The sequence below is a fragment of the Pyxidicoccus trucidator genome, assembly GCF_010894435.1.
GTDB lineage: Bacteria > Myxococcota > Myxococcia > Myxococcales > Myxococcaceae > Myxococcus > Myxococcus trucidator.
Genome location: NZ_JAAIXZ010000034.1, coordinates 59,541 through 72,037 on the forward strand (window position 1 = coordinate 59,541; position 12,497 = coordinate 72,037).

Annotated in this window: 10 protein-coding genes; 6 read left to right on the top strand and 4 right to left on the bottom strand. The window is 69.8% G+C overall.

The window, feature by feature from the left end; genetic code table 11:
* Window positions 1-13 precede the first annotated feature (13 nt).
* The 3 genes from gabT (at window position 14) to G4D85_RS47170 (ending at window position 3,927) form a co-directional block, all read left to right on the top strand.
* The gene (gene gabT / locus G4D85_RS47160) at window positions 14-1,282 is read left to right on the top strand and encodes a 4-aminobutyrate--2-oxoglutarate transaminase (protein ID WP_164021464.1); all 1,269 of its coding nucleotides are present in this window, start codon (window positions 14-16) and stop codon (window positions 1,280-1,282) included.
* Window positions 1,283-1,546: 264 nt separating this feature from the next.
* A complete protein-coding gene (locus G4D85_RS47165; RefSeq protein WP_164021466.1) occupies window positions 1,547-2,218 on the top strand; it encodes a hypothetical protein in 672 nt (223 codons plus the stop codon).
* 98 nt (window positions 2,219-2,316) lie between these two features.
* Window positions 2,317-3,927, top strand: coding sequence for a flavin monoamine oxidase family protein (locus G4D85_RS47170; protein ID WP_205526022.1), 1,611 nt, complete (start codon window positions 2,317-2,319; stop codon window positions 3,925-3,927).
* Window positions 3,928-4,116: 189 nt separating this feature from the next.
* Here G4D85_RS47170 and G4D85_RS47175 read toward each other — a convergent pair whose 3' ends face one another.
* Window positions 4,117-5,145 (bottom strand): coiled-coil domain-containing protein, encoded by a 1,029-nt coding sequence (locus tag G4D85_RS47175; protein WP_164021468.1) that lies wholly within the window; start codon window positions 5,143-5,145, stop codon window positions 4,117-4,119.
* Between the two features lie 392 nt (window positions 5,146-5,537).
* On the opposite strand from G4D85_RS47175, the gene asnS reads away from it, so the two are divergent.
* Together asnS and G4D85_RS47185 are read left to right on the top strand one after the other, a co-directional pair.
* A complete protein-coding gene (asnS, locus tag G4D85_RS47180) occupies window positions 5,538-6,938 on the top strand; it encodes an asparagine--tRNA ligase (protein WP_164021470.1) in 1,401 nt (466 codons plus the stop codon).
* Between the two features lie 86 nt (window positions 6,939-7,024).
* Window positions 7,025-7,792 carry an SIR2 family NAD-dependent protein deacylase gene (locus G4D85_RS47185; RefSeq protein WP_164021472.1) on the top strand — a complete coding sequence of 256 codons (768 nt, stop codon included), beginning with the start codon at window positions 7,025-7,027 and terminating at the stop codon, window positions 7,790-7,792.
* 24 nt (window positions 7,793-7,816) lie between these two features.
* Here G4D85_RS47185 and G4D85_RS47190 read toward each other — a convergent pair whose 3' ends face one another.
* Window positions 7,817-7,960, bottom strand: a complete 144-nt coding sequence (locus G4D85_RS47190; RefSeq protein ID WP_164021474.1) for a hypothetical protein — start codon at window positions 7,958-7,960, stop codon at window positions 7,817-7,819.
* Complete coding sequence (locus G4D85_RS47195) at window positions 7,957-8,703, bottom strand: TetR/AcrR family transcriptional regulator (protein WP_164021476.1); 747 nt, start codon at window positions 8,701-8,703, stop codon at window positions 7,957-7,959. The genes G4D85_RS47190 and G4D85_RS47195 overlap by 4 nt, the downstream gene beginning before the upstream one ends.
* A 139-nt stretch (window positions 8,704-8,842) precedes the next feature.
* Between G4D85_RS47195 and G4D85_RS47200 the strand changes: the two genes are divergently transcribed.
* Window positions 8,843-9,877 carry a TIGR01777 family oxidoreductase gene (locus G4D85_RS47200; protein WP_164021478.1) on the top strand — a complete coding sequence of 345 codons (1,035 nt, stop codon included), beginning with the start codon at window positions 8,843-8,845 and terminating at the stop codon, window positions 9,875-9,877.
* Here G4D85_RS47200 and G4D85_RS47205 read toward each other — a convergent pair.
* A complete protein-coding gene (locus tag G4D85_RS47205) occupies window positions 9,795-11,516 on the bottom strand; it encodes a CotH kinase family protein (protein ID WP_164021480.1) in 1,722 nt (573 codons plus the stop codon). The genes G4D85_RS47200 and G4D85_RS47205 overlap by 83 nt on opposite strands.
* Window positions 11,517-12,497 lie beyond the last annotated feature (981 nt).

Genomic DNA, 12,497 nt, shown 5'->3' on the forward strand with positions numbered 1-12,497 from the left:
GGGAGGCACACACATGAAGGACAACGCCAGTCTGCTGCGCCGCAAGGAAGCCGCCACCCCGCGCGGGGTGGGCGTCATGGCGCCCTTCTTCGTCGCGCGCGCGGAGAACAGCGAATTGTGGGACGTGGAGGGCCGCCGGTTCATCGACTTCGCCGGCGGCATCGCCGTGCTGAACACCGGCCACCGCCACCCGCGCGTGGTGGAGGCGGTGCGCGCGCAGCTCGACTCCTTCACCCACACCGCCTATCAAATCGTCCCGTACGAGAGCTACGTGGCGCTCGCCGAGCGGCTCAACCAGCTCGTCCCCGGCTCGCACCCGAAGAAGACGACGTTCTTCTCCACGGGCGCGGAGGCGGTGGAGAACGCGGTGAAGATTGCCCGGTACGCCACGGGCCGGAGCGGCGTCATCGCCTTCACCGGCGCGTTTCACGGGCGGACGATGATGGGCATGGCGCTCACCGGCAAGGTGGTGCCCTACAAGGCGGGCTACGGCCCCTTCCCGGGCGAGGTCTTCCACGTGCCCTTCCCCATGCCGCTGCACGGGGTGGGCGTGGAGGACTCGCTGAAGGCGCTGCAGTACCTCTTCAAGGCCGACATCGAGCCGAAGCGCGTGGCCGCCATCATCATCGAGCCGGTGCAGGGCGAGGGCGGCTTCTACGTGGCCCCGCCGGAGCTGATGCGCGCGCTGCGCAGGGTGTGTGACGAGCACGGCATCCTCCTCATCGCCGACGAAATCCAGACGGGCTTCGGGCGCACGGGCCGGTGGTTCGCGATGAACCACCACGACGTGGCGCCCGACTTGATGACGATGGCCAAGTCGCTGGCTGGCGGCTTCCCGCTGTCCGCGGTGACGGGCCGGGCGGACGTCATGGACGCGCCGACGCCGGGCGGCCTGGGTGGCACCTACGCGGGCAGCCCCATGGCCATCGCCGCCGCGCACGCCGTGCTGGACGTCATGCAGGAGGAGCAATTGGTGGAGCGGGGCGACCGCCTGGGCACGCAGCTTCGCGAGCGGCTCGTGGCCCTGAAGGCGCGGGTGCCCCGCATGGCCGAGGTGCGCGGCCTGGGCGCCATGCTGGCGGTGGAGTTCTGCCAGCCGGGCGGCAACACCCCGGACCCGGAATTCACACAGCTGGTGCGCGCGCGGGCCATGGAGCGCGGGCTCATGCTCCTCACCTGCGGCGTCCACGCCAACGTCATCCGCTTCCTCTTCCCGCTCACCATCCAGGACTCCGTCTTCGCCGAGGCGCTCGCCATCCTCGACGCCGCGCTGACGGCCTGACGCCAGGGCGGAGCGCCAAGGCCCTGGCCTGCCTGTCACCACGGGGTGGGCCGGGCCGCCCCCGCGCTGCCGGCCTGAGGCCTGGGTGCCCGCCCGGAGGGCGGGGCGGGGGCCGGCACCACCGACTGCCCGTCACGGACGGGCAGGGTGGACTCCATCCGCCGTGGAAAGGCCCGGGGATTACCGCCGGGCTCGAGCGCGGCGGGAGTCCATTCCCAGGGCCCGTGGATGGGCCCGGAAGACCTCGCTCGTCACGGAGGTCTCATGTCCAAGTTCGTGCAGGGGCTCATCACCTTCCTCTTCTGCCTCATCGTCCCGTCCGCGGTGCTGCTCACCCTCAGCCTGCTGGACGTGACGGGTGGCGTCATCCCTCCCCTGATTGCCCTCGCCATCGGCGGAGGCTTCGGGCTCCTGTATGGACTGGAGGCCGCCCTCCTGAACATCTACGACCTGGAGTCGCCGCTCGGCTGGCTCGAGCTCGTCGTGGACCTGACGTGGAGCCTGCCGAACACCCTGTTCGGCTTCGTCGTCGGCAACATCCTCTACATCTTCTTCGGCACACCCTCGCGCACCGACTCGGAAGGGCAGGCGTGGATCAGCTTCTCCCCGAGGGGCGCGGGTGGCTTCGGCCACTCCGTGCTCCAGACGCTCGGGACGGTGAACCTCGGCGGCGCGGGCCAGCATGAGCGGCAGCACCTGCTGCAGGCGCGAGTCCTCGGGCCCTTCTACCTGCCCTTCGTGGTGGTCTCCTATGTCGTCACGGGGACCCTCCAACTGGCCTGGACGCTGCTCTTCGGCTGGTGGCTGGCCCTCCTGGGGGTGAGGGACAAGGCGTACCTCCGCCCGCCCTCCAACTCGGCGGTGGGAGGCTTCTTCGGGTGGATTTACTACGCCACCCCCCTCGAGCTGCTGGGCTACGGCCTCGGCAATCCGTGAGTTCGTGCCTGCTTTTTTCAAGACACGCTTGAATTTGCCGTCTTCATTTAATTCGAGAAATATGGAGAAATGGGGCCTCCCGCCGCACTGGAGGCCCCTTGGCGCGCACCCCCCTCTTCGAGCTGTTTCGTCAGACCACTCGCGTTGCACTGGCTTCCGAGCGGGAAGGGGCTCCCAGCCAGGAGGCCACGCAGTGGATGCGGATGGACCGGCGCTCGGTGCTCAAGGGCCTGTCGGCGGTGGGCGTGGGGCTCGCGGGGGCGCGGGCGGGTGCGCAGGACGCGAAGCCGCCGCCGTCCTCGCTGCGCGTGGGAATCGTGGGCGCGGGCATGGCGGGGCTGGCGTGCGCGGATGACCTGAGGCGCGCGGGCATCCTCGCCACCGTGCACGAGGCGAGCGACAGGCCCGGCGGACGCATCTTCTCCATGGGAGGGAGCTTCAGCGGGCCGGTGAGCTTCCCCGGGCAGGTGGTGGAGCGCGGGGGCGAGTTCATCGACAACGGGCACAAGACGATGCTGGCCTACGCGCAGGAGTTCAAGCTCGCGAAGGAGGACGTCCAGAAGGTGCCCGGAGAGGTGTTCTACTTCTTCCGCGGGCAGCGCCACCCGGAGTCCACCGTCGTCGACGAGTACCGTGCCTTCGTGGCCGCGATGCGGCCCGACTTGCAGGCGCTCTCCGGCGCCCCGTCCGCGGACGTGCACACCCCGGTGGACCGGCAGTACGACTTGATGAACCTGGCCACCTACCTGGAGACGCGCGGCGCGGGGCCCGTCATCAAGGCGGCCATCATCGCCGCGTACGAGGGCGAGTACGGGCTGGCGGCGCACCAGCAGAGCTGCCTCAACTTCCTCTTCTTCATCCGCGCCAACCGGCGCTCGCGCTTCGAGCCCTTCGGCTCCAGTGACGAGCGCTACCACCTGTTGGGTGGCAACCAGCAGATTCCACGCGCGCTGGCGGCGCGGCTGCCCGGGCAACTGCGCTACGGCGAGCGGCTGGAGGCGGCGCGCAAGACGGCGGCCGGCGCCGTGGAGCTCACCTTCCGGCGGGGGAGCACGGCCCTCACCGCCACGTATGACGCGGTGGTGTTCGCGGTGCCCTTCACCGTCCTGCGCGGCGTCGCGTTGGATGTGTCCCTGGCGCTGCCGGCGTGGAAGACGCTGGCGATTCAGCAGCTCGGCTACGGCACCAACGCGAAGATGATGGTGGGCTTCAAGGGGCCCGTCTGGGGCGAGCACGGCAGCAACGGCGCGTCGTACTCGGACCTGGCGGACCACCAGGCCACGTGGGAGACGAACCCCCGCGGCGCCACCGCGCAGGATGCCATCCTCACGGACTACTCCAGCGGCGCGCGCGGGGCCGCGCTGGACCCGAACAACGTGGCGCGTGAGGCCGAGCGCTTCGTGGCGGCGCTGGAGCGCGTGATTCCGGGCACGGCCGCGGCGGTGAAGCGCGGCACGGGCGGCCGCATCCTCGCGCACCTGGAGCACTGGCCGAGCAACCCCAACACCAAGGGCAGCTACACCGCCTACAAGCCGGGGCAGTTCACCTCCATCTGCGGCAACGAGGGCAAGCCCGTGGGCAGCCTCTACTTCGCTGGCGAGCACGCCAACTCGTTCTACATGTACCAGGGCTTCATGGAGGGCGCGGCGCTGTCCGGCAAGGACACCGCGGCGGCCATCCTCCTGGCGGCGAAGGTCAACCCGCTGTAGAGCCACGCCTTCTGGCGGGGCGAGGAAGGGACGCGGACAGTCGCGGGTCCTCCGCGACGATGAGGCCCGCGCGGAAACCTCGTGAGGCGTGGCCAGGGACTCTCCTGGCACGCCCCACTTCTCAGGGGGCCCGGCCGTGGGAAGGGCCTGCTCTCGCGGAGACAGGCCCTCCACGGCCGTCACGCGGGGCTACTTGCCCTTGTTGTACTCGCGGCTCTGGATGACGCCCTGCACCTCGGCCAGCGCGCGGGCGCCGGAGGCGGACTCCAGGGCCTTCTCGGCAATCGCCTGGACCTGACGCTTGGCCTCGTTCAGCTCCGTCTGGAGCGTCTGGATGGCCTGCGCCTGCTTCGTGGCCGTGTCCTTCAGCGAAGCAATCTCCATGCTGGCCACGCGCTGCGACGTCTCCGCGTCCTTGGTGGCGAGCGTCAGCTTCAGGTCCCACTCCGCCTTCACGCGGTTGCCGACAATGGCGGAGGCCGTGTCCGTCTCCTTCTTCAGCACCAGGGGGAACTCCGACACCTGCTTGCGCAGGCTCTCCAGCTCCGTCTCCCGCTGCTTCAGGGCCTCCTCACGCGTGGCCCACTCCTTCTCCAGCTTCTCCTTGCGGTCCCGCTCCTGGGCGGACTGCTGGCGCAGCCCTTCCGCGAAGGCGTCCTGCTCCTTCTTCCGCTGGAGCTGGGTGTCGTAGGAGTACTCCTCCTCGGCGCGCTTGCGGGCCACCTCGGCGGCCTCGCGCTCGGCGGCCAGCTCCGCGGCGGCCTTCGTGCGCGTGTCCGAGATGTCCTTCTGGAGCCGCTCCATCTCCGCCTCGAGCTCCGCCTTCTTCTTGTCGTACTCGGCCACCAGCACGTCGATGGCGCTCGCGGCCACGTCCTTGCCGTGCAGGCCGTTGAGCTCCTCCGTCTTCAGGTGGATGGCCTCGTCGAGCTGCTTGAGCTCCTCCACCAGCGAGATGACCTGCTCGTTGATGCCGGCCAGCGTCTTGTTGATGGTGAGGCCCGCCTCGGTCACCTTCTTCACGGCCGTCTCGGCGGTGAGGCCGGACACGTCGGCCAGGACGTTCTTCGCGTGCGTGTCGCGGGCCTCCTGCTCCTTGGAGACGACGACGGGCTTGTTGCGGGACTTGCGGGCCAGCTCGTCGAAGGCGGCCTTGGTGGCCTCGGCGGAGCGGTTGCGGGCGACGGCGTTGCGCTTGGACGTGGTGCGAGAAGCCATGTGACTCTCCAGGTATGGCAAGGCCAGGGCAGGCCCGAAGGCCCGCGAATGGCGTGGAAGTGTTGCGGGAGTGCTGGGCCCCTTTCTGGCGGCCATGGGAAGAAGATACCTATGGGGTCTGACATGCTCGGGGGCCGTCCGGGCACCCGCCAGGGCCCCTGGATGCCCCGAAAAGGGCCTCCGGGTGGGGTGGGGAAGGGGGACCCCCACGGCGCCCGGGTTCCGGCCCCTGGCGAGGCCCCTGGAGGCCCCGCTTCAAGGCCCGTTTCAAGGTCGGAGTCCGGCCCGTCGGACGGGGATTCGGGGCCCCCGGGCACCACGCCGCCCTTGTCCTCTGGCCCGACGCACGGCTAACTCCCCGGAATCGGGAACTGGCTCAAGGGAGAGCGTCAATGCAGGTCGTCAGTGTGAAGAAGGTCCTCGCGGGCGCGGCGGAGGAGGGCTCGAAGGTGGAGGTCCGCGGGTGGGTGCGCACGCGCCGCGACTCGAAGGCAGGCATCAGCTTCGTCAACGTCAGCGACGGCTCCACGTTCGACCCCATCCAGGTGGTGGCCCCGGCCACGCTGCCCAACTACGAGAAGGAGGTGCTGCACCTCACCGCGGGCTGCTCCGTCGTCTGCCGGGGCACGCTGGTGAAGTCCCAGGGCAAGGGGCAGTCCTTCGAGGTCCAGGCCGACGAGGTCCAGGTGCTGGGCTTCGTGGACGACCCGGACACGTACCCGATTCAGCCCAAGCAGCACACGCTGGAGTTCCTGCGCGACGTGGCCCACCTGCGCGTGCGCACCAACACCTTCGGCGCGATTACGCGCGTGCGCCACCGCGCGATGCAGGCCGTGCACCGCTTCTTCGACGAGGAGGGCTTCTTCTGGGTCAACACGCCCATCATCACCGCCAGCGACGCGGAGGGCGCCGGGCAGATGTTCCGCGTCTCCACGCTGGACGCCGTGAATCCGCCCCGGACGCCGGAAGGGAAGATTGACTGGCACAAGGACTTCTTCGGCAAGGAGGCGTACCTCACCGTCTCCGGCCAGCTCAACGTGGAGGCGTACTGCCTGGCGATGTCGAAGGTCTACACCTTCGGCCCCACCTTCCGGGCGGAGAACTCCAACACCGCGCGCCACCTGGCCGAGTTCTGGATGATTGAGCCGGAGCTGGCCTTCGCGGACCTCAACGCGGACGCGGACCTGGCGGAGCGCTTCCTCAAGTCCGTCTTCAAGGCGGTGCTCGCCGACTGCGCGCCGGACATGAAGTTCTTCGAGGAGCGCGTGCAGAAGGGCGTCACCGAGCGCATGGAGAAGTTCATCAACTCCAGCTTCGAGCGCATCGACTACACCGAGGCCATCGAAATCCTGAAGAAGGCCAAGAAGAAGTTCGAGTACGCGCCCGAGTGGGGCAAGGACCTCCAGACGGAGCACGAGCGCTACCTCACCGAGGAGCACGTGGGCCGGCCCGTGGTGGTGATGAACTACCCGGAGGCCATCAAGGCCTTCTACATGCGCATCAACGAGGACGGGAAGACGGTGGCCGCCATGGACGTGCTGGCCCCCGGCATCGGCGAAATCATCGGCGGCAGCCAGCGCGAGGAGCGGCTGGACGTGCTCGACGCGCGCATGCGGAAGTTCGGCCTCCAGCCCGAGCACTACCAGTGGTACCGCGACTTGCGCCGCTACGGCACGGTGCCGCACGCCGGCTTCGGGCTCGGCTTCGAGCGGCTCATCGTCTACATGTGCGGCCTGCAGAACATCCGCGACGCCATTCCCTACCCGCGCGTCCCGGGCCAAGCGCAATTCTAGAGCACCCGTCGCGAGTCGGGATGGCTCGCACGGTGCGGCGCGTTAGATGAAGTCTGGCCCCATCCGGGCCAGCGAGGGCGCCCACCGTGACAGCCGAGCTCAACCGACAAATCGACCAGGCGGCCGAGTGGATTGCCGCCAGCCGGCACGTGGTGGCCTTCACCGGAGCTGGCATCAGCACCGACTCGGGCCCGCCGGACTTCCGGGGCCCGGACGGGGTGGGGAGCCGCCGGGACGCGGGGCTGCCCCCGCCGAAGTGGGGCACGGCCCCCGCGCAAACGCGGCCCAACCCTTCGCACCTGGCGCTCGTCGAGCTGGAGCGCCTGGGGCGGCTCGAGTTCCTCATCTCGCAGAACGTGGACAACCTCCACCTGGAGTCGGGCTTCCCGGCCGAGCGGCTCGCGGAATTGCACGGCAACGGCAAGCTGATGCGGTGCCTGGGCTGCGAGGCGCGCTTCACCTTCGGGCAGGTGGGGTGGGACCGCCGCGTGTGGGGCGAGGCCTACCGCACCCAGCGCCCCCTGAAGGGGCAGCCGCGCTGTCCCCTGTGCAAGGGCCGCATCGTCTCCTCGGTGGTGGGCTTCGGCGACTCGCTGCCCGCGAAGGAGGTGGAGGCGGCCCTCGCGCACTCGGCGGAGAGCGAGGTGTTCTTCGCCATCGGCCCGTCGCTGGAGGTGTTCCCGGACAATGACCTGCCTCGCGTGGCGATGGAGGCCGGGGCGCGGCTCATCCTGCTCGGCCGGGAGGGGACGCCGTTCGACGAGGTGGCCGACCTGCGCATCGACGCGGGCATTGGTGAGGTGCTGCTCCCGGTGGTCGAGCGAGTGAAGGCGCTCGTCTCCGCCAGTCCGTAGGTGCCCGGGCCGTCTCCCCGTCCGTCAGGGACTCACGGCCCTGACGAGTCCCAGCCGCTCGAAGGCCCGGAGGACCGCCCAGCCCAGGTCCCACTCGTGAGTCTTCCGTCCCATGCGCGCCGAGCCCGGAAAGGCGTGGTGGTTGTGGGAGTGCAGTGCGAGGCTCATGAGGCTTCCTCCTCCTCGGCGGCGGACTCCTGCTCTCCGAGCAGCCCCTGCCGGAACAGGGCGTCGGCGGTGCGAACGAAGGCGCCGGCCCCGGGGACCCGGAGCGCGAGGGAGGCGGGGAGGAGCAGTCGCTCCAGCAGCCGGATGAGGCCGTCCGTCGCGCGCTGCCGGGGACTCTTGTCGAGCAGCCACCACAGCACCACCGCGAGGTGCACCACGTACAGCACGCGGCCCAGCGCCGGGGCCACGCTGCCCCTGGGCGCGTCCGTGGCTCCGAGCACCGCCTCGCTGAAGGCCCCCTGCACCCGCAGCCGTGAGAAGGCCGTACCGGGGGCGAAGAGCCCTTCCTCCTGGCCTCCCACCAGCACCGGCACCAGCGCCTTGAGTGGCTCCCGGTGGGGGCCGAGGACCTCCAGACTGGCCCCCAGCGCAAGCAGGAAGCGCTCGCGCCATGGACCCGGCGCCAGCTTCGCGGCGCGCTCCGCGTACCGGGCGGAGAGCTCGTCGTAGAGCGCGAGGACGATGGCGCGCTTGCTGGGGAAGTAGCGGTAGAGCAGCCCGACGCTGACCCCGGCCTCCTTCGCGATGTCCCTCAGCGTCGTCTCGTCGAAGCCGCGCGCCGCGATGAGCCCGAGCGACGTGGCGTACAGGTGCTGGCGCGTCTCCAGCCCCTGCTCCGTGGCGCCTCGGGGGCGTCCCCTGCGCCGACGCTCTCCGTCCCCCGCGCTGCCCTGCTTCTTCATCGTCGCACCATTTAAAGTGAACGCGTTCACTTATTTATTGCACGGTGCCTTCAAGCGGCGCAAGAGAAGTTCCAGGCAGTCCTCTCGCCGAGGCCGGGTGACGGAGGCCCCCAGCGACGGACAGCCGAAGGGAGCGGCCATGAGAATCGTGATTCCTGGAGGCACGGGGCAGGTGGGTGGGGTTCTGGCTCGCGCGTTTCGAGCGCGGGGGCATGACGTCGTCATCCTCAGCCGGGGTGGGGGAGACGGGGCTTCGCGCACCGTGCCGTGGGATGGCCGCACCGTGGGCGCCTGGGCCGGGGAACTCGACGGCGCGGACGTGGTCATCAACCTGGCCGGGCGGAGCGTGAACTGCCGCTATACCGCCGAGAATCTGCGGGCGATGATGGACTCGCGCGTGGAGTCGACCCGGGCAGTGGGGCAGGCCATTGCGCGGGCGAAGCAGCCGCCCCGGCTGTGGCTCCAGATGAGCACGGCCACCCTGTACGCGCACCGCTTCGACGCGCCGAACGACGAGGCCACGGGCCTCATCGGCGGCGAAGAGCCCGATGCGCCGGCGTACTGGCGACAGAGCATCGACATCGCCAAGGCGTGGGAGCGGACGCTTGCGGAGGCGGACACGCCGCGCACGCGCAAGGTGGCGCTCCGCACCGCCATGGTGATGAGCGCCGACGCGGGCGGCGTCTTCGACGTGCTCCTCCGGCTGGTGCGCTTCCGGCTCGGTGGGGCGGTCGCCGGCGGGCGCCAGTTCGTGTCGTGGATTCACGAGGACGACTTCGTCCGGGCCGTCCAGTTCCTGCTGGAGCGCGACGACCTGGAGGGCGCTTTCAATCTGGCCGCGCCACGCCCGCTCCCCCACCGGGACTTCATGAAGGAGCTCCGCGCCGCGGCGGGCGTGGGGCCCGGTCTTCCCGCGGCGAAGTGGATGCTGGAGGTGGGCGCGTTCTTCCTGCGGACGGACACGGAGCTGCTGCTGAAGAGCCGGCGAGTGGTGCCGGGACGCCTGCTCGAGGCCGGCTTCACCTTCCACTTCCCCGACTGGCCCCGGGCCGCCCGGGACCTCGTCGCACGCTGGCGGAGCCTTCGCCGGCCTACGGCAGCTGCTCCCGCAGCGCCGGCCAGCGGGTCCTCACCCACTGACGCACGTACTCCACCTCCTCCTCATAGGAGTTGAAGTCCTGGCGCGAGTGCCAGTTGGGAAAGTTGCCGTAGCCGTTCTCGGGAGGCTCGTCCGGTGAGGCGAACGTCGTGTACCGGGTTCCCCACTTCGCCCAGTCCCGCTTCGCGACCGGCGCGGACTCCCTCACATAGCCGTCGATGAGGGAGAGCGCCGTCTCCAGCTGCAGCTCCTCGCGCAGCAGCTTCCGGTAGCGCTCGCGCATGGGGCCGGCGACGGTCGGCTCGTCCAGCATCCGCTGGAAGAGCAGGTTGTCCTCCGCGAACGTGGGTCGCGCCGTCGGCGACGTGCGGGTGGTGTCGTAGCTCTGACCGAAGCTCGCGTCCAAATCCCAGGGGATGTAGCGCCACGGGCCCCCGGTGGCCGGGTCATAGGCGTGGTAGGCGTTCTTCCCCTGTGAGTCCACGCCGAGGATGAGCGTATTGAAGATCCACCAGTCCTCGTACTCGCTGGCCTTCATCCGCTGGGGGAAGCCCGCGCGGAAGCCAGCCGCGTCGGAGTCGGAGACGAAGGCCACGAGCGCGTCCAGCGTGTCGAAGGCGTGGGGCGCGTTCTCCTCGGGCGTGCCCTCCTTCTTCTCCACTCCCAGGTGCAGGTTCGGCTTGGGCTCGCCGTTCTTCTTCAGCCTGGAGAAGTTGGCGTTGTTGTCCACGGCCTTGAACAGGTCCGCGTCCTTGGAGATGCCATGCGCGGCCATCAGGCGCTTGTCCACGTGGTCCGCCACCGTATACAGGCCCATGAACCGGTTGTTCACGTAGAGCACGGCGCTGTACGTGCGAACCTTCACATGGTCCGGCGCCATCCGGTTCCAGAGGTCGAAGGCCAGCCGTGCCCGCAGGTATGAGTTGTCATTGAAGGTGGTGATGAGGACCACGCGCTTCTTGTGGGTGAAGCCATCGCCGTAGACGGGCTCGTTGAAGAGGTCCTCGTCCTTGAACTTGAAGGTGAGGCTGCGCTTGGGGAACACGCTGGAGGTGGCCCCGCGGTACTGCGCCTCGATGTCGAAGCGGCGCCCCCGGTAGACGAGCTGGGCGGGCCTGTAGCCTCCCGAGGTGAGGCTGCCCTCGAAGGACAGGTGGAACACGGGCAGGCCGTACTCCTCTGTGTAGGTCGCCGGGTCCGCGAACTCGACCTTGTCCGAGGCCTGGATGTTCGGCGCCACGCCCACCTTGAGCGCGCCCGTCTCGCCAGTGCTCTGCTCGCGCAGGACGAGGTTCCACACCGCGGACTGGGCTCGGTCTGGCGTCCAGCGCAGGGTGGCGGTGGCCTCGTCGAAGCTCGCGCCCTGGGGCAGGTTGTCCACGGTGAAGCGCACGTCCGCCGCCGAGTACCCCGTGCCGCATGTCACGGTGGCCGTCAGCAGCTCGCCTTCCTGCACCCAGCGGGCGTCACCCGCCGTAGGGCCACACACGGTGGGCTTCGGCGGAGGAGTCGTCCCCGCGTCCGGTGAGCCCGCGTCAGGCTCGCCTGGAATGGGGCCGGCGTCTGGAGTCCCGCTGTCGGTGTCTTCGGTGGGCGTTCCGCCCGCGTCGGGTTGCCCGTTCCCCGGAGCTGGGCTGGGTGCCGGGGATTCGTCCGCGGGCCCTGGCCCGGCGGACGGACTGCCGCCCGCGCCGGAGCCTCCACAGGCCACCATCAGGCATGTGACACATGCCAGCAAGACGCTCGGAAAGCGTTTTCTGCCCACCTGGTTCCTCCCCTTCGCCCGTCCCGCCCTCAGGCCGGTAGGAGTAACCATCCCGTGACGCGGCAGGGAGCCGGCTCGGGGCCGCGTCTGTCAGTTCGTGGACGGCCTTGCCGAGCCCGGGCCTCACCCGCCACGGGGACGGCTCTTTCAAAGCGTGGCGGCGGACTGCATCGGGCCGGGAGATACCGGCATCGGCTGGGTAGATGTGGATCGTGAGATGAGGCGCGGCCTGGAGGGCGGCCTGACGCAGATGGGCCTGAGGGCGGGGCGCGGCCTGGAGGGTGGCCTGACGCAGACGGACCGGGCATGGGGTGGCCCCTCGAATGGGAAGCTCCGACTGCGAGGTCTGAACGGCTGGGTCTACCCGGGCTGGTGTACTCCTGGCCAGGCGCTGGAACGCTTTCCGAGGGACTGGAGTAGGGGCGACTGCGAGAACGCCACGCGTCCCAGATGATGGCGCTTCCGGCGAAGGTCCAGGGGCTGCCACGAGGTTGCCGGAGGTCCCGGATGAGGGCTCCTTCGCGATTGGAGGTGGCGTGCCTGTGCCTCGTGGCCCGGAGCCTTCCGCACGTGCCAGGGCGCGCCAGAGAGCATCGGCCGAGGACTGCACTTCGACTTCACCCACCCTGGCGCCCTGCCGGGCCGCGCGCGCCAGCTCCAACAGCGTGCCCCACACCAGCCCCTCGCCCACAAGGCCGCAGCCCGGTGTCAGCACGCCCTCCTTCTCGCCCTTCTCCAGCACCTCGCGCACCAGTGCGCGGGTGGCTCCTCCGTTCGACTGTGGCAGGAGAGCGCCCGGAATCCGGGGCCCGGGGGCAGGGGCGGACTGCGCCCCATACTCATGGGCATGCCAGTGCAGGAAGGTGAAGCTGAAGAGGTCCGGATGCCGCAGTGCCCACCCGACCAGTTCCCACCAGAAGGCGTAGAAGG